A 17,174-nucleotide genomic window follows, 5' to 3' on the forward strand; every position below is an offset into this window, starting at 1 on the left:
GTGTTACCCATCAGAAGACGTTGTTATGGCCAAGCCCAATCTGAAACCCGCCAGTAGTGATCTAGAAACCAGTCGCATCAAAGTGCCACCGCATTCGGTTGAAGCCGAACAGGCAGTGCTGGGTGGTCTGATGCTCGATAACCGTCGGTTCGATGAAGTGTCGGAAATCATTTCCGCTGGGGACTTCTACCGTCAGGATCACCGTCTGATTTTCGGGGCAGTAGAGCGCCTGGCCAGTGAAAGTGAACCTCTGGATGTGGTCACGCTGGCGGAATTTCTGGAGCGTGCCGGGGATATCGAAGATGCTGGCGGTCTGGCGTACCTGGCCGAACTGGCGGAGAAAACTCCGGGTGCTGCCAATATTCGGGCCTATGCCGATATCGTCCGTGAGCGATCGGTACTGCGTCAACTGGTGGAAGTGTCTGGCAAGATTTCGGACTCGGCCTTCAACCCCCAGGGCCGCAACAGTAACGAGATTCTGGATGAGGCCGAGCGCAACGTATTCCAGATTGCAGAATCCCGGGTCAAGGAAGGTTCTGGCCCGCAGGGGATCAACCCGATCCTGACCAAGACCCTGAGCCGGATTGAAGAACTGTTTGAATCCGGTGAGCAGACCACCGGCCTCACCACCGGGTTTCGGGATCTGGACGACCAGACCTCCGGTATGCAGCCGGCCGATTTGATTATCGTGGCAGGGCGGCCCTCCATGGGTAAGACCACCTTCGCCATGAACATTGTTGAAAACGCGCTGATCAGTAGCGGTACGCCCGTGCTGGTGTTCAGTATGGAGATGCCCGCGGATGCGCTGGCCATGCGGATGCTGTCGTCCCTCGGCCGGATTGACCAGACCAAGGTCCGGGGCGGTAAGCTCGAAGAGGATGACTGGCCCCGCCTGACCTCGGCGGTGAGCCTGCTCAAGGACAAGCCTCTCTACATCGACGACACCCCGGGTCTGAGCCCGACCGAAATGCGGTCCCGGGCCCGGCGGATTGCCCGGGAAAACGACGGCAAGATCGGCCTGATCATGGTCGACTACCTGCAGCTGATGCGGGTGCCCGGCAACACCGAGGGCCGGACCGCCGAGATCTCCGAGATTTCCCGGTCCCTTAAGGGTATTGCCAAGGAGTTGAGTTGCCCGGTGGTGGCCCTGTCCCAGCTCAACCGAAGCCTGGAGCAACGGCCCAACAAACGCCCGGTGAACTCGGACTTGCGGGAATCCGGCGCCATCGAGCAGGACGCCGACGTCATCATGTTTGTGTACCGGGACGAGGTGTATAACGAAGATACCCAGGACAAGGGCATCGCGGAGATCATCATCGGTAAGCAGCGGAACGGCCCGATCGGCACCATTCGTCTGGCGTTTATCGGTAAGTTCACCAAGTTCGAGGATCTCGCCCACGGTAACTACGGCGATTATGGTGGTGAATACTGATGCCGCGCAGTACCGTTGCCCGAATTGATCTGGAGGCGTTGCGCCATAATTACCGGCTGGCTTCCGAGCGCGCCGCGCCGGCCCTGTCGATGGCGGTGGTGAAAGCGGATGGCTATGGCCATGGCATTGTGTCGGTGGCTCAGGCTCTGGCCGAGGACGCCCCCAAGTACGCAGTGGCCTGTCTCGGTGAGGCGGAGGCCATACGAGATGCCGGTTTGCTGCAACCGGTGGTCATGTTGCAGGGCGTGCACGCCCAGGAAGATTTAGAATTGTGTGCCCGGCGGGGATTCGAGCCGGTGGTACACGGCCATCACCAGCTAGACTGGCTGGCTCAGACCGGCGCCCGACCGGCGTTTTGGCTCAAGGTAAACAGTGGCATGAATCGGCTCGGGTTTCAGCCCGATGAGCTGGCTCAGGTGATGACACGCCTCGATGCCATGGGCGCGCGCCCGGGATTGCTGGGTTTCGTTACCCATTTTGCCTGCGCCGACGACGATGCCAGCTCAATGACCAGGGAACAGACCTTGTGTTTCGAACAGGCCACCGCGGCCTGGCCCGAACTGATGAAGAGCGTCGGTAATTCCGCCGCCCATTTCATCCACGATCAGCCCCTGTATGACTGGAGCCGGCCCGGCATCATGCTCTACGGCGGCTCGCCAAAGCTGGCTCAGACCGGCCCGGAGCTGGGCCTAAAACCGGTGATGTCATTGGAAGCACCGTTGATCACCACCCGCACGGTCCGTGCCGGTGAGTCGATTGGCTACGGTGCTGGTTTCGTTGCCGACCGGGATACCCCGATGGGGATGGTGGCTATCGGCTACGGCGACGGCTACCCGCGCCACGCTGGCACCGGCACGCCCGCTGCCGTCAATGGCCAGCGGATTCGCCTGCTGGGTCGGGTGTCCATGGACATGCTCGCGGTGGATCTGAGCAACGCGCCCGATGCCAAGGCCGGTGACCTGGTTGAGCTCTGGGGTGGAGCCGTGGCCGTGGATGACGTGGCCAGCTGCGCCGGTACTATTTCCTATGAGCTGCTGACGGGCATCACGGCTCGGGTGCCTCGCGTCTATTTTTAGCTGACAGCCGGGACTGGTTCAGGCCGGTTCCGGCTCGTGAATGATTTCTGCAATGAAATCCAGAATCGCGGCCAGGCTTCGATCGTCCAGTTTTTTCAAGACCTTGTGCACCACCATTTTGCTGCCCTTGAGCATGCTGCTGATGCCCACTTTGGCCATACCCATCATCATGCTGCCGGCGTTCAGCCGGCGTAGTGGCTCAAGGAAAAAGAAGTCGAGACCTGCGTCGGTCAGTTCCACAATAAGATCAAACAGCTGGTCGATGGCGACCTTGTCGGCCTTACCGCGTTCTCGCAGCTGTTCTACGGTGTAAAGTGCCCGGGTACGCAGTTCGTCGGGAATGGGTGCCACGATGTGGCTCTGTTGTTTCAGCATCTCGGATCCTGCTGTTGTAGACTGTTGAAAGAAAAGGTAAAGAGAAAAACTGCCAGCGCTTGTAGTTGGCTGTTATTGTAGAGACCGATCCCTGTTAACCATTGGCCAGACCGGTTCGGCAATTCCGTCAAATCAGTGAAGTTCTGGAGGCTTTGACCCCTCGTGCACGTGCTTGTTGTTCATGATTATGGCCCCTTGGGCAAATTGGTGCTGGAGTGTCTCCGCGAGACGCCACTACAGGTCAGCCCTTTGCTGGTCAGCGATCCTGCCGGTGCCAATCTCAATGCCCTGGAAAACTGGATTCCCGAAGACACCGATCTGATCGTCAATGCGCTGTGGCTGTCTGATCCGGAAGTGGCCCAGGACGATCCTGAGAGCACTCATAAGGCTGCCTTTTCCCTGCCTGTAGCTCTTGCCGAGTTTGCCCGTGATCGTGGTATGGCATTGTTACAGCTGTCGTCGTGCTATGTATTCGATGGACGCAAGCAAACGGGTTATATCACCTCGAATCCAGGGCATCCCTGTAACGAGCTGGGCAACTGGCAGTGGGAATGCGAGCAGGCCCTTCGGACTTTGTTGCCTCGCCATATTATTCTGCGCACCGGCTGGAGTCTGGCCCGCTTTATTCGCAAGGTTCAGGCCAGCACTGCATCCGGCGAAACCCTGATGTTGCCCGGGCGTTGTCGGGGCCAGCCGGTGGCAGTCCGGGATCTTGCCCGGGTGGTCACAGCGGTGATTCAGCAGATCGATTGCGGTGCCGAGGTCTGGGGGACGTTTCAGTATGCCGGGGCCGAGGAGATCAACCTGTATGAGCTTGGGCTGGCCATTGCCGGACTTCCGGGTATTCCCGAAGATATCCGGGTGGTGGATGAGGTGCCGGGCTGGGGGCACCTGGAGCCGGTGAACACCACATTGATCTGCACCAAGATCCGCAACACTTTCGGCATCAAGCAGTTACCCTGGCGCTCCGGATTGGTGGACGAGTTCGCCATGATGAAAGCGCAAAATGGGCAGGATGAGAAGGCGCCGGTCGACTGAGTCCCAGCCCCGGCTGCAGCCTGCTATGGGCAAGCCTGCTGGGATAACTCCCGGGAAACCCCTTGCAGTGCTGGTACATCCAACAACTCAACCTCACGCCCGCGGGCTTTGATCAGGCCCTGATTCTGGAACCGGGTAAATACCCGACTGACGGTTTCAACCGCCAGGCCCAAGAAATTGGCAATGTCGTTGCGTGCCATCGGTAGGCTGAAACGGGTGCCGGACAGGCGTCGGCGCTGAAACCGGCTGGACAGCGACAGTAGCAGCGCGGCAATGCGTTCTTCGGCGGTGTTCTTGCTCAACAGCATGTTCAGCTGGTGGCTGTGCTGAATTTCCTGGCTCATCAGGTGGTACATGTGGTGCTGAAGGCCAGGTAGCCTGGTTGTCAGCTCTTCCAGCTTCTGCACGGGAAATTCGCAGATACTGGTCCGCTCCAGTGCTTTGGCGGTGCAGGCGTAGTGATCGCCACTCATGCTGTCGAGCCCCACCAACTCTCCGGGCAGGAAAAAGCCCGTTATCTGTTCCTCGCCATGCTCGGAAACAATCGATGTCTTTACCGACCCACTGCGCACTGCAAAACAGGAGCGGAAGGGCGTACTTTGGTCGAAAATGTGCTCACCCCGGCTGTAGATCCGTCCTTGTTGGACGATGTCTTCCAGGCTCTCGAGGTCGGTTTCATTTATCGCGAGTGGCAGGCACAGGTTACTCAGGCTGCAGGTATGACAGGAGGCCTTGAGTGGCGAAGACACCTGCCGGAAGGGGAGAGTTTGGGCCATGGACACTTTCCAAATTGATCCTGATCAAGTTTCAAACATAGTACGGATGCAGTGGTTTGACAATGAGAAGGGCGGGCCCGGGTATTGCAGTGGAAGGGGAGGTCAGGCCCGCTGGCCTGTCCTCCCAACCAGAATCAAAGTTTCTCGAACACCAGTGAGGCGTTGGTGCCGCCGAAACCAAAGCTGTTGGACATGACGGTGGACAGCTCAGCGGTTTTCGAGGCCGGACCGACGAGGGGCATGTTACTGATCTTTTCATCGACGGTTTGCAGGTTGGCAGTGCCGGCCATGAACCCGTTCTGCAGCATCAGTAATGAGTAAATGGCCTCGTGGACCCCGGCAGCGCCCAGGGAATGCCCGGACAGCGACTTGGTCGACGAGATGGCCGGTATGTCTGCACCGAAGGTGTCGCGTACCGCGCCCATTTCAGCCACGTCGCCCACTGGTGTACTGGTGCCGTGGGCGTTGATGTATTGAACCTTGCCGCGAATGGTTGCCATGGCCTGCTTCATGCAGCGCTGGGCACCTTCGCCAGAGGGTGCGACCATGTCGTAGCCATCGGATGTAGCGCCGTAGCCGGTCAGTTCAGCAATGATATTGGCGCCGCGCTTTTTGGCGTGCTCCAGCTCTTCCAGTACCACCATGCCACCGCCACCGGCGATAACAAAGCCGTCCCGGCCGCTGTCGAACGGGCGCGAGGCCGTTGCCGGCGCATCGTTGTACTTGGTGGACAGGGCGCCCATGGCGTCGAACATCATGGTCAGGCTCCAGTCCTCTTCTTCACCGCCACCGGCGAAAACGATGTCCTGCTTGCCCGCCTGAATCTGCTCCATGGCATGGCCGATACAGTGGGCGCTGGTGGCGCAGGCAGACGACATGGAATAGTTCACGCCCCGAATCTTGTAAGCGGTGGCCAGGCACGCCGATACGGTGCTGGTCATGATCCGTGGCACCATGTAAGGCCCAATACGCTTGACGCCTTTTTCCCGCATGATGTCGGTCGCTTCGACCTGGCTGGAGCAGGACGCACCACCGGAACCGGCAATCAGGCCGGTGCGGTCATTGGAAATCAGGTCTTCGGTCAGACCGGCCTGGGCGATCGCCTGTTCCATGGACAAATAGCTGTACATGGCCGAGGGCCCCATGAAACGCCGCACCTTGCGATCGATCACTGAGGTGTCCACGTCTGGCGAGCCCGAAACCTGGCTGCGAAAGCCCATTTCTTTGTAGGTTTCATTGAAGCGGATGCCGGATTTTCCGTGTTTCAGGCTGTCCAGGACTTCATCCAGCGAATTTCCGAGGCAGGACACAATGCCCATGCCGGTGACGACAACGCGTCTCATACATTCCTCCTGTGCGACTCGCCCGGGTGGGGCAAAGTCATGCGATCAATGCTGTTGTCCCCAAGTGTAGGCCCTTTGCCAGGCCCGGGATATTTGACCTTGGTAAGGGGCAGAGGGTGGTTCGTCACCTCGAAGGATAGCTGTTACGTACAAGGTTGAAGCCCAAGCGCCTGTTAAAGTGGCGGTTATTAACGACAACAACATCGGAGATCTGAATATGCGTACACTGGCGCAGTTCCTGGGTGATTATGGCGACAGTCACCAGAATAATTTCAATCAATGGGTCCACATCGTGTGTGTGCCCGCCATTGTGTTCTCAACCCTCGGCCTGCTCTGGCTGATTCCTGTTGGCAGCTGGCTCGGCCTGAGCGGCACGGCGGGCGAATGGGTGAATGGGGCGACCCTGCTGGCGGCGATCTCCGGTTTGGTTTACCTGCGCCTGTCGTTTGGGGTGTTTGTGTTAATGGCCGGCTGGTTCGCGGTCTCGGCCCTGATCATCCAGGGTGTCCTGGCTGCCGGGTGGTCGCTGTTCTGGAGCAGTCTTGTGGTCTGGATCGCGGCCTGGGCCCTGCAAGTCTATGGCCACAAGATCGAAGGTAAAAAGCCATCGTTTGTGGAAGACTTGGTGTTCCTGCTGATCGGGCCAATCTTTGTCAGTATCGAGTTTGCGTCCAAGCTTGGTTTGCCTGTGCCCCACGCCCAGCGAAGCCACGGCAAAGACCACGCCGAGGGACAGATTCAGGGTCACTGAGTGATTCAATTGCCCGCGCCATCTTCCCGGAGGGCGCGTAGGGCGGTCGCACGTGGGCTGGAGAAAAGGCTGTCCTGAGGTATGCTTTGGGCACCCTAACCAACAGACAAACGGCCCGGATATGCACCATTCGCCACGCGGCACCCTGTTCCTCTGGCCCGATCACTGGCAGGTGATCGGGCACCTGATACCGAACCGACCTCATCGGCACATCAGTGCGTCCTGGCTGGTCGGCCTCGACGGCCCTTTCCGATTGCAGGTTGATGGTCACTGGCGCACGACCTCGGCTGCCCTGGTGGCGCCGGACGTTGAACAATCCCTTGATCCCGGTGGCACCCGGATGTGGTGTGCCCAGCTCGATCCGGACAGTGATTTCTGGCGGGCCCTGCGGCACAGGCTCGGTGATCAGCCATCGGCGGATCTTCCGGTAATCGGGGCGGGCCTACCCAGTGCCGTGCCCGGTGATTGCCAGGCGGCCTGGCAGGCTCTGTCGAGCGCTGTAAAGCAGTTGGGTGGCGCGCCAGAGCCCATGGACAGGCGAGTGCGGACGATCTGTGACGAGCTCCGCAGTCAGTTGCCGGACAAGGTGGATGTTGCCCTGTTGGCGCAGGCAGTAGGATTGTCGTCGTCGCGGCTGAGTCATCTGTTTCGGCAGCAAACCGGTGTAACCTTGCGGCGCTTTTTGCTGCACCTGAAAATGAACCAGGTTTTGGCGCAGTGGGAGCGGGGCAAGTCGATGTCCCAGCTGGCGATGGATGCAGGCTTCTACGACCAACCCCATTTTGTCCGCACCGCCCGGGGCATGTTCGATGCCATGCCCTCGGAGTACGTGACCACCGGTGCGTTCACCGTTTGCCGCTGCGGTCTTTCTTCTTCCCCTTCTCTTTCGTAGCTTCCTGCTCGGCTTTTTCGGCGGCGGCCCGGGCAGCCTCCTCGGCTTCCTGCTCAACCATCGCCGGGGTTTCCAGTGACACCCGACCCAGGGTGCCGGCCCGGAATTCATTCAACAGAATCTCAGACACCTTGTGCAGGTCGGGTACGCCGCCGCGACCAAAGAACCGGCGTTTGGCGGCAATGCCGTCCATCACCGCCAGACCATCCACAGGCAGTTCCTCAAAACCGTAGCGGTTTTTGATCAGTTCCGGATAGGCCTGGCGGAGAAAGTCCGCCTCGAACAGCGCGACATCTTCAAAATCCAGCACCGAGCTGCGAATGGCCCCGGTCACTGCCAGGCGATAGCCGCAGGCTTCCGGTGACAGCTTGGGCCAGAGGAAGCCGGGGGTGTCGTAGAGCAGGATGTTGTCCGGCAGCTTGATGGCCTGCTGAGCCCGGGTCACCGCCGGTTCGTTGCCGGTCTTGGCCGCGGGCCGGCCTGCCAGGGTATTAATGATGGTGGACTTGCCGACGTTGGGAATGCCCAGGATCATCACCCGCAGGGCGCTTTTCTGGCGGTCGTGATCGGGCGTCATCTCCTGGGCGAGCTTGAGGATGCCCAGGGCTTCGTTGCGCTGGTTGTGGGTCAGGGTGATGGTGCGCACCCCCCGTTCCTTTTCAAGCCAGTTCTGCCACTGTTGGGTAATCTCCGGATCGGCCAGATCTCGTTTGTTCAGCACCTTGATGAGCGGTTTGTCGCCACGCAGGGAAGGTACCAGCGGATTTTCGCTGCTGAACGGGATGCGCGCATCCAGCACCTCAATGATGAGGTCCATCTGCGGCATGACCTGCTTGATCTCCTTGCGGGCCTTGTGCATGTGCCCTGGAAACCAGTTAATAGCCATCTCATATACTCCGGAGGTCGTTGGTCGGCGCCATTATGAAGGGGAATGACTAAATTTTCACATTTGTTTCGGCCCGCTTGTGTGGCGGGCTGAGCGCTAATAGGTCGAGAAATGTGTACAAAAAGGAGGGGTATCGGGGTGAAAATCGGCGTCGTGATGTTTTAGGGTGTACAACCTGAACAACATAACTGGCATGAATCGGTGGTTTTAAATTGTGGCCACCCCGATAACGGAGAACTCTATGAAGCTCGCAAAGATGTTTGGTACCGCTGTTGTCGCACTGAGCTTGTCCGCGCCTGCGGTTGCACAGCAAGCCGCTGGTGGTCAGCCGGATCAGGTGGATCAGCTGGCACAGATGGTTGGCCTGTCCGATGATCAGCAAACCGAGATCCGAGGCATCATCGATGAGAAGCAGGACAAGATTGCCAAGCTCCGCCAGGAAGCCCGCGCTCTGCAGCAGCAGATGCAGGCTGAGATCAAGCCGGAGTACGATGAAGATTCCATTCGTGACAACGCCGAAGAGCTCGGCGATGTAACCGGAGAGATCGCGGCCCTGTCCACCCTGATGCAGGCGAAAGTGGACAGCGTGTTTACCGAAGAGCAGCGCGATACCCTGGACAAGCGCATGCAGCAAATGCAGCAGCAGCGTCAGCAACAGCAGCAGATGATGCAGCAGCAGATGCAGCAGCAGGGTCAGTAAACCGCTCAGGTTACGCTGAATGAAGAAGGCCGCATCCTTGGATGCGGCCTTTTTTTGTCCTTTTATTCGGCCCCGTTCGGACCGAAGGGGCGGACCAGTATGATCAGTCGCGGCAGCAGGGTCAGTGCGCCCAGCAATGCCATGAACATCGCGAAGCCGGTAAACAGCCCGAAGTAGATGGTCGGGATAAAGTTTGAGAGCACCAGGATCGAGAACCCGGCGACGATGGTCAGTGAGGTGTAGAACATGGCCCGGCCGATACTGCGGTGGCAGCGATGCATGGTGGCCAGGTAGTCCCGGTCCTTGGCGAATTCGGTCTTGAACCGGTGGATGTAGTGAATGGTGTCGTCCACGGCGATGCCGACGGTAATGGCCGCAATGGTGATGGTCATCATGTCCAGTGGAATCCCGAGCCAGCCCATCAGGCCCAGCACCGAGCCGGCGGCGATCAGGTTGGGCGCTATGCCGATCAGGGCCAGCTTGAGTGAGCGAAACAGCAGCAGGAACATGGCGGTGATTACCACGAAGACCGCGCCGATGGTCTTGATCTGGGAATCGAACAGGCTCTGCAGCATGTTGTTGTACATGACTGTCATGCCGGTAAACAGCACCTGATCCTCCTCGTAGCCAAGTTCGGTGGTCAGGTGAGTGCGGATACGGTCCAGCAGGGCCTGTCGGCGCAGCTCCGGCATGGTTTCCAGAATTCGGATGCTGAACCGGGCCTGGTCGTGTTCCTCGGAAATGTACGGTGTCAGCAGGGTGTCCTGTAGATCATCCGGAACCGCTGCAGGTACGAAAGCCAGTTCCAGCGCGTCCAGCCGTTCGCCCTGATTGATCTGGGCCAGGATATCCAGTGTGGTGATAATGGAGAGCACCTTGCCGGTTTCCGGCAGGCTATTGAGGTAGTCGTGCACCTGCTCCAGCCGTTGCATCTTTTGGTAGGTGTACCAGGTATCCCGGTATTCCTCACCATCGCCACAGTCCTCGACGAAGGGGTCGCAACTGCTGGCGAACGGATCGCTGTCGGCGCCAGCGTTCTCCGGCGCCGGCTCGTCGGTAATCACGATGTCCAGAGGCGTGGTGCCACCGAGGCGGTCGTCAATGGTGATCATGCCCTTGTGGATTTCGGTCGACGGCTTGAAGTAGTCAATGAAACTGTTCTCCACCGTCAGCCGGCTCACCCCGATGGCACACAGAATCGCAATGACCGCTGAGCCCACCAGTACGGATTTGCCGAACCGTTCGGTGAAGCGGGCAAAGGTGTCGGTAAACGGCACCTGGTCGGAGGTGACGGTCCAGTCCGCCTTTGGTGGCAGCAGCCGCAGCAGTACCGGGAAGATAAGAAAGGTGATCAGGAAGGCAACGGTCAGGCCCAGGGTCATCATCCAGCCGAAGTCGATCACCGGGCGGATGCCACTGAACGTCAGAGAGCCAAAGGCCACGATAGTGGTGATGGCCATGTAAAAGCAGGGTTTGAACATGGCGGTTAGGGTCTGGCGCAGGGTTTCCCGGGGGTCACCCTCGGTGTCGTCATGCTGGAACTCCCGGTACCGCACCATCAGGTGAATGGTCAGGGACAGGGTCATGATCAGCAGCAGTGCAATAAAGTTGGCGGAAATCACGGTAACCGGCCACTGAGCCCAGCCCAGGAAACCGATCATAAGCCACACGGTAAAGCCACAGCACAGCAGTGGCACCAGCACCCAGCGCCACTGGCGGAAGATGATAACCAGGGTCAGCACCAGAAACGCCAGCACCCCCAGCCCGAAGGTGGATAGGTCGTTTTTGATGAAGCGAATCATGTCCGACACGATCATAGGCACGCCGCCAAGATGGATCTCGGCGCCGTCGCGGTAGCTATCAAGGATGCCTCGCACGCGCTCGATGGTGGCGTCGCGTTCCTTACCCTGGGTTTCAGTAAAGCCGATGAAAGCTTGCTGGGCCGCTTCCAGTTGTTCCCGCTCGGCGGCAGAGGCATCGCCAGCCTCTACCTCGTCACGCAGCTGGTTTCGTTGCCGCAACAGCTCAAAGTACCGTTCCGGCGTCGGTAGATTAACCTGAATGGCGGTGGTCCGGGCATCTTCGCTGATTAACAGGTTGGGGTAGAGCGGGTTGTCCAAGAGGGCAGAGCGGGCGGTGTCTGGCGGGACATTGTCTTCATCTACGGTCTTTATCTCGGCATCGACGGTGTCCAGAGTCAGCTCGGGGCTGTGCAGCAGGGGCACGTTCAGGATGCTGTTGGTGGAGCCCACCGCCGGCAGCGCCTGCAGCTCATCGCGCAGGGCCTGAAGCCGGTCCAGCCCGGCCTCGGAAAAGAGTTCACTCTTGGGGGTGTAGGTCACGATGAGGAAGTCGTCGGACGTAGTGAAGCGACGGTTGACCTCGCGGTACTGCTCCAGCGATCGATCGTTCTCCAACACCAGGGATTCGGCCGAGGCATCCAGCCGGAACTGGCCAAATTTGATGGCTGCCACGGCCAGCAGGAGGGCAAAAATACCCAGAACTACCAGGGGACGAGCAAGGATCAGGCGATCGTACAGGGTACTGAACCGGTTCATGAAGCAACTACTCAGCTGAAAACGAGTGCAGAGTGTGCCACAAAGTGCCGCGAACTGTGACCTTTGGCCGGGCTTTGTTTGGCGCCTGGCGGCGCAGGATCAGTCGACTGCTTTAACCGGAATCTGCATGGCGTTGTCGACCTGCGGAACCTCCGGCACCGCAAGGCCCAGGTTGTTTTGGTCAAAGACCTTATCGGCTCGGTAGCTTGAGCGCACCATCGGGCCTGAGGGCACTTCCATAAAGCCTTTTTCCAGGCCCAGTTCCCGGTATCGGTTGAACTCTTCCGGCGTGACATAGCGCTCCACCGGTAGGTGGTTCGGTGTCGGGCGCAAGTATTGGCCGAGGGTCAGGATGTCGACCCCGATGGCACGAAGGTCGTCCATGGTTTTCAGGATTTCCTCTTCGGTTTCACCCAGGCCCAGCATCAGGCTGGTCTTGGTGAGCACGTCGGGCCGATGCTTCTTGGCGTGAGCCAGTACGCTGAGGGTTTTTTCGTAGCCGGCACGGGGGTCACGGACCCGGCTGGTCAGGCGCTCTACGGTTTCGACGTTCTGGGCGAATACGTCCAGGCCGGAATCCACCACCTTCTCTACGTGGGGCATGACCGCGTCGAAATCCGGGGTCAGGGCTTCAACGGCTACCTGTGGGGTCCGCTGCTTGATGGCCGACACACAGGCCGCATAATGGGCAGCACCGCCGTCGTCCAGATCGTCCCGGTCGACCGAAGTCAGAACAATGTAGCGCAGCCCCATCAATTCTACCGACTTGGCGGTGTTGTCTGGCTCGTCGTGATCAAGCCAGCCCTTGGGGTTGCCGGTGTCCACCGCACAGAATCTGCATGCCCGGGTGCAGACAGAGCCCATTACCATGATGGTGGCAGTACCGGCTGCCCAGCATTCGCCGATGTTAGGGCAGTGGGATTCCTGGCACACCGTGCTCAAACGATGGTCGCTGACGTTCTTGCGAACGGCCTCGTAACGTTCGCCACCGGGCATCTTGGCCCGCAGCCACTTGGGCTTGCGCTCTACCGGTTTGGATTCCGAGGTTTCGCCCGAACTGCGCTTGATACCATCCTTGATGGCGGAAAAGCCGTGCTCGTTACGGAACTTGGAACCACTGGTGATGCGGGGCTTTGCGCTGTCGCTCATAGCAACGGGACTCTCGTTTGGGCATGTGGCAAGGCACATGCGATGGGCATTCAGGCAGAAAAATTGGTCAGCCCTTAAGAGTAATGTCGGGACGATCCAGTTACAAGGCAGGTAGGGGCAATCACGGGGTTGCCGGGCACGACATTGGTCGTACCCGGCAAGGGGGAAGCGGCTTATCAGGCCTGGGCGGCGTCCAGGGCCTGGGTGATGTCGGCAATCAGATCGTCGACGTGCTCTATGCCAATGGACAGTCGCACCAGATCCTCACTCACGCCGGCGCTCTTGAGCTCGTCCGGGCTCAGCTGGCGGTGAGTGGTGGAGGCCGGGTGACAGGCCAGGGACTTGGCATCACCGATGTTGACCAGGCGGTAGATCAGCTGCAGGGCGTCGATGAACTTGGCCCCGGCCTGGTGGCCGCCTTTGATGCCAAAGCTCAGGATGCCCGAAGCCTTGCCGCCGCAGATCTTCTCACAGGTGGCCTTGAACGGACTGTTCTCCAGCGCCGCGTAATTGACCCACTCCACGGACGGATGCTGCTGCAGGAAGTTGGCGACTTTTTCAGCGTTCTCGCAGTGGCGTTCCATACGCAGGGAGAGGGTTTCCAGGCCCTGCATGATCAGGAAGGCGTTAAACGGTGCCAGTGCAGCGCCGGTGTTGCGCAACGGAACCACGCGGCAGCGGCCGATGAACGCGGCGGCGCCCAGAGCCTCGGTGTACACCACGCCGTGGTAGGACGGGTCTGGCTCGTTCAGCATCGGAAACTTGTCGGCACTGGCTTTCCAGTCGAATTTGCCGGAATCCACCACAATGCCGGCGACCGTGGTGCCGTGGCCGCCGATGTACTTGGTGAGGGAGTGCACCACAATGTCGGCCCCGTGCTCGAACGGTCGGCACAGGAATGGGGTGGCCACGGTGTTGTCCACGATCAGAGGGATGCCGTGACGGTGGGCGATGTCAGCCCAGCGCTGGATATCCACCACGTTGCCGGCGGGGTTGCCGATGGATTCGCAGAACAGGGCGCGGGTGTTGTCGTCGATGGCCTTTTCAACGGCGTCAAAGTCGTCGTGGGGGACCATGCGACAGTCGATGCCCTGGTTGGGCAACGAGTGGGCAAACAGGTTGTAGGTGCCGCCATAAAGCTGGCTGGTGCTGACAATGTTGTTGCCAACCTTGCAGATGGTCTGCAGGGCATAGGTGATCGCTGCCATGCCGGATGCCAGGGCCAGAGCTCCAATGCCGCCTTCCAGCTGGGCCATCCGCTCCTCAAGAACACCGTTGGTGGGGTTCATGATGCGGGTGTAGATATTGCCCTGCACCTTCAGGTCAAACAGATCGGCACCGTGCTGGGTGTCGTCAAAGGTGTAGGAGGTGGTCTGGTAGATCGGGGTGGTTGCGGCGTTGGTTGCCGGGTCTCCGCTGAAGCCCGCGTGCAATGCCAGGGTTTCGAGTTTCATTGCAACTTCCTTGCTTGTGGTTTGTTGGTGTTATTGATGTTGATCAGCAGTATGCCACAGAGTTTCCAATCGCCGAATTGGTCGGATTGTAATACCCGTCACACGAGCGCGCCGTGCACCATTGCTCGCAGTTCCTGCCGAATCGGGTAGGTTGAGGAGGGCATGAGCTGGGTCATGAAAACCACCACCATGTCCTCCACTGGATCGACGAAGAAGTTGGTGCTGGCCAGTCCACCCCAGCCGTACTCGCCCACGGAGCCGATGGTGTGGGACTTGGCCACGTCCGTTTTCACCGAGAAACCCAGGCCAAAGCCGTTGCCCTCGTAGGGCGTTTCGCTGAAGGCACCGATCGACAAAGCCGGCAGATCCTGATTGCCGGGAAGATGGTTGCTGCGCATGAACTCCAGGGTTTTTCGGCCGATGATGCGCTCGCCCTGATACTCGCCGCCCTGGCACAGGGCCTGGGCAAACCGGTGGTAGTCGCTGATCGTGGACACCAGACCGCCGCCGCCGGAAAGGAACCCCGGGGTTTTCAGGTAGCGCGAACGCTGCGGATCGTCTTGCAGCTTCATGGTGTCACCCGGTTGATGCAGGTAGCAGGCGGCAAAGCGATCCAGCTGGGCCTGAGGTACCTGGAAACCGGTATCCGTCATGCCCAGCGGGTCAAATATGTGCTCCTGAAAGTAGTCGTCGAGTGGTTGATCAGACAGCTTCTGTACCAGGTAACCGAGCACATCGGTTGATACCGAGTAATTCCAGGCGGTGCCGGGTGAATACTCCAATGGCAGATCGGCCAGCCGATCGACCAGTTTGTCCAGGGTCAGGGTGCCACTGCCATCCAGTTTGAGCTGGCGGTAGGCGGCATCAACCTCGGTGCGCTCCAGAAATCCATAGGTCAGGCCCGACATATGCGTGAGCAGGTCTCGCACGGTCATGGCGCGGGTAACCGGTTGGGTCTCGAAATTTGGCCAGCTTCCGGCTTTGTAGACTGCCAGGTTGCGCCACGCCGGAATGTATTTGTGCACCGGGTCGTCCAGCAGGAAACGCCCCTGCTCATAGAGCTGCATCATGGCGATGGACGTCACCGGTTTGGTCATGGAGTAGATGCGGAAAATGGTGTCGTTCCGTGCTGGCTTGTTGCGCTCCACGTCCATCAAGCCCTGGGCATGAGTCCAGACCACCTGCCCGTGGCGGGCCACCAGGGTGACGGCGCCGGGCAGCTTGCCGGTACTGATGTAGTTGTCATCAAGATGACTTGCAATGCGCTCCAGACGATCCAGCGACAAACCGGCGACAACGTTGGGTTGGGGCATGACGGACTCCTTCGGGTAAAACCGGAGCTTATGCCATTCTGACGGCGGCGAGAAGGGTGGCGGCTGGCGGATCAGGCCGGGTAGGGAAATGCCGGGATTCACATCCCGACCGCCAATCAGCACAATGACGCGCCATTCCTCGGGAGGTGACGATAAATGACAAATTGGGTGTTCCTGGCGTTTGCGATTGTCGCGGAAGTGGTAGCCACTTCGTCGCTCAAGGCGAGTGATGGTTTTACCCGGCTGACGCCATCGGTGATTGTGGTTGTGGGCTATGGCGTGGCCTTTTATCTTCTGTCTCTGGCGTTGCGAAGCATACCGGTGGGGACCGCGTATGCGATTTGGGCTGGTCTGGGGATTGTGCTGGTGGCTGCTGCGGGATGGCTGCTGTTCGATCAAAAGCTGGATGCCTGGGGTATCGTCGGCATGGCACTGATCGTATCAGGGGTATTCGTGCTGAATGTTTTGTCGCGGGCCGGTGGTCACTGACCTCTTACCTTTTACCTCTGACGGGGCGGCAATTCTCGTTGACGAGGCATGTCCAGGATCGGACCTGTGGATTTCGCTATCCCGCCGGCTGTGGGTATACTCGAGGGAGTGAGTCTGAACTCTCTATCCTGAATGGGGCGCCACATCAGAGCGATGAACCCTTCCAAGAGATCCCTGGCCGTTTTTTGCGGCTTTTTCCTGTTGGCCTTCTCCTCTCTCAGTCTGGCCGGTGTGCTTCGCATCCTCGCTCCCGATTTACCGGGAACCTCCGAACCGGGCGGCAATGGCCGGGATGCCGAAACCGTCAAGCGGGTTTTGCAGCGGTGCGGTTATGAGGTCAAATTCCTGGTTCAGCCGTTTGGTCGCCACATCTTTACCTACCGGGACTCTAATAAGGCCGATGCGGTGATGACGGTGCCCCTGGGTACCGAGCTTTCCGGGCACTCCACCGCCGCCTACATCTGGTACCAGAACGGCGCCGTGTACGACGCTAACCGTATTCCCCCGATCAATTCCGTGGCCGATCTGAAGGGACTGGACGTGGTCACTTTTAAGAACGGTATTGAGCTGCTGGAGCTGGAAGATGTTGAAGCCAGTTTTGGCTCAGTCCGGGAGCTCGCCAATCAGCGAATTCACTCCCACCTGCTATTGCTCGGGCGAGTAGATGCGATTCTGGCCGACGGCCTGATCGTGGCGGAGATTAATCGTCGAATCCTGACCTCAGCAACCGCGATGCTTGACCTGGATAAGCTGCCGGATCTGAAATTTGCACCGATTTTCACCCCCACTCCCTACAAATTGGTATTTCGCGAGCTCGCGCTGGCGAAAGCCTTTGATCGCTGTTTCGACCGCGCCTACGCAGAGGGGGTTGTGACGCGCATCGATGAAAAATATATTGGCCGGCTCCAGCGGTCGCTGGGCTTTCGGTATCTGGGGTTCTGA

The 17,174-nt window shown here is 59.3% G+C and carries 16 protein-coding genes; 8 read left to right on the forward strand and 8 right to left on the reverse strand.

The window, feature by feature from the left end:
* The first annotated feature begins 25 nt into the window (after positions 1 to 25).
* Both dnaB and alr read left to right on the forward strand, forming a co-directional pair.
* On the forward strand, positions 26 to 1,432 hold the full coding sequence (gene dnaB, locus FGO67_RS13895) for a replicative DNA helicase (protein WP_203301290.1): 1,407 nt from the start codon (positions 26 to 28) through the stop codon (positions 1,430 to 1,432).
* Positions 1,432 to 2,508: an alanine racemase gene (gene alr, locus FGO67_RS13900; protein WP_203301291.1), complete on the forward strand. Its 1,077-nt coding sequence runs from the start codon at positions 1,432 to 1,434 to the stop codon at positions 2,506 to 2,508. The genes dnaB and alr overlap by 1 nt, the downstream gene beginning before the upstream one ends.
* A gap of 18 nt (positions 2,509 to 2,526) precedes the next feature.
* On the opposite strand, the gene FGO67_RS13905 is transcribed toward alr, so the two are convergent.
* Positions 2,527 to 2,883, reverse strand: a complete 357-nt coding sequence (locus FGO67_RS13905; RefSeq protein WP_203301292.1) for a hypothetical protein — start codon at positions 2,881 to 2,883, stop codon at positions 2,527 to 2,529.
* A 162-nt stretch (positions 2,884 to 3,045) separates the two neighbouring features.
* Between FGO67_RS13905 and FGO67_RS13910 the strand changes: the two genes are divergently transcribed.
* Positions 3,046 to 3,921 (forward strand): sugar nucleotide-binding protein, encoded by an 876-nt coding sequence (locus FGO67_RS13910; protein WP_203301293.1) that lies wholly within the window; start codon positions 3,046 to 3,048, stop codon positions 3,919 to 3,921.
* Positions 3,922 to 3,944: 23 nt separating this feature from the next.
* Here the strand turns inward: FGO67_RS13910 and fnr are convergent, their stop codons facing one another.
* On the reverse strand, positions 3,945 to 4,697 hold the full coding sequence (gene fnr, locus FGO67_RS13915) for a fumarate/nitrate reduction transcriptional regulator Fnr (protein WP_203301294.1): 753 nt from the start codon (positions 4,695 to 4,697) through the stop codon (positions 3,945 to 3,947).
* Between the two features lie 134 nt (positions 4,698 to 4,831).
* Positions 4,832 to 6,040: a beta-ketoacyl-ACP synthase I gene (gene fabB / locus FGO67_RS13920; RefSeq protein ID WP_203301295.1), complete on the reverse strand. Its 1,209-nt coding sequence runs from the start codon at positions 6,038 to 6,040 to the stop codon at positions 4,832 to 4,834.
* Between the two features lie 217 nt (positions 6,041 to 6,257).
* Here fabB and FGO67_RS13925 point away from each other — a divergent pair, with 217 nt between their 5' ends.
* Both FGO67_RS13925 and FGO67_RS13930 read left to right on the forward strand, forming a co-directional pair.
* Entirely contained in the window at positions 6,258 to 6,791 is a 534-nt protein-coding gene (locus tag FGO67_RS13925; protein WP_203301296.1) for an Mpo1 family 2-hydroxy fatty acid dioxygenase, read from the forward strand.
* A gap of 121 nt (positions 6,792 to 6,912) precedes the next feature.
* Positions 6,913 to 7,683, forward strand: coding sequence for a helix-turn-helix domain-containing protein (locus tag FGO67_RS13930; RefSeq protein ID WP_203301297.1), 771 nt, complete (start codon positions 6,913 to 6,915; stop codon positions 7,681 to 7,683).
* Here FGO67_RS13930 and ylqF read toward each other — a convergent pair.
* Positions 7,637 to 8,569, reverse strand: a complete 933-nt coding sequence (gene ylqF, locus FGO67_RS13935; RefSeq protein WP_203301298.1) for a ribosome biogenesis GTPase YlqF — start codon at positions 8,567 to 8,569, stop codon at positions 7,637 to 7,639. The two genes, FGO67_RS13930 and ylqF, sit on opposite strands and share 47 nt — an antisense overlap.
* Positions 8,570 to 8,810: 241 nt before the next feature.
* On the opposite strand from ylqF, the gene FGO67_RS13940 reads away from it, so the two are divergent.
* Positions 8,811 to 9,269, forward strand: a complete 459-nt coding sequence (locus tag FGO67_RS13940) for a Spy/CpxP family protein refolding chaperone (protein ID WP_203301299.1) — start codon at positions 8,811 to 8,813, stop codon at positions 9,267 to 9,269.
* Between the two features lie 62 nt (positions 9,270 to 9,331).
* On the opposite strand, the gene FGO67_RS13945 is transcribed toward FGO67_RS13940, so the two are convergent.
* From FGO67_RS13945 to FGO67_RS13960, 4 genes are all read right to left on the reverse strand, one after another.
* Complete coding sequence (locus FGO67_RS13945) at positions 9,332 to 11,827, reverse strand: efflux RND transporter permease subunit (protein WP_203301300.1); 2,496 nt, start codon at positions 11,825 to 11,827, stop codon at positions 9,332 to 9,334.
* A 99-nt stretch (positions 11,828 to 11,926) separates the two neighbouring features.
* Positions 11,927 to 12,976, reverse strand: a complete 1,050-nt coding sequence (gene lipA, locus FGO67_RS13950) for a lipoyl synthase (protein WP_203301301.1) — start codon at positions 12,974 to 12,976, stop codon at positions 11,927 to 11,929.
* 176 nt (positions 12,977 to 13,152) lie between these two features.
* Positions 13,153 to 14,430: an O-acetylhomoserine aminocarboxypropyltransferase/cysteine synthase family protein gene (locus tag FGO67_RS13955; protein WP_203301302.1), complete on the reverse strand. Its 1,278-nt coding sequence runs from the start codon at positions 14,428 to 14,430 to the stop codon at positions 13,153 to 13,155.
* Positions 14,431 to 14,528: 98 nt separating this feature from the next.
* Positions 14,529 to 15,743 (reverse strand): serine hydrolase domain-containing protein, encoded by a 1,215-nt coding sequence (locus FGO67_RS13960; protein ID WP_203301303.1) that lies wholly within the window; start codon positions 15,741 to 15,743, stop codon positions 14,529 to 14,531.
* A 156-nt stretch (positions 15,744 to 15,899) separates the two neighbouring features.
* Between FGO67_RS13960 and FGO67_RS13965 the strand changes: the two genes are divergently transcribed.
* Positions 15,900 to 16,232: a DMT family transporter gene (locus tag FGO67_RS13965; RefSeq protein ID WP_203301304.1), complete on the forward strand. Its 333-nt coding sequence runs from the start codon at positions 15,900 to 15,902 to the stop codon at positions 16,230 to 16,232.
* 201 nt (positions 16,233 to 16,433) lie between these two features.
* Positions 16,434 to 17,174 carry a substrate-binding periplasmic protein gene (locus FGO67_RS13970; protein ID WP_238942463.1) on the forward strand — a complete coding sequence of 247 codons (741 nt, stop codon included), beginning with the start codon at positions 16,434 to 16,436 and terminating at the stop codon, positions 17,172 to 17,174.

Source organism: Marinobacter sediminum, assembly GCF_016820575.1.
Taxonomy (GTDB): domain Bacteria; phylum Pseudomonadota; class Gammaproteobacteria; order Pseudomonadales; family Oleiphilaceae; genus Marinobacter; species Marinobacter sediminum.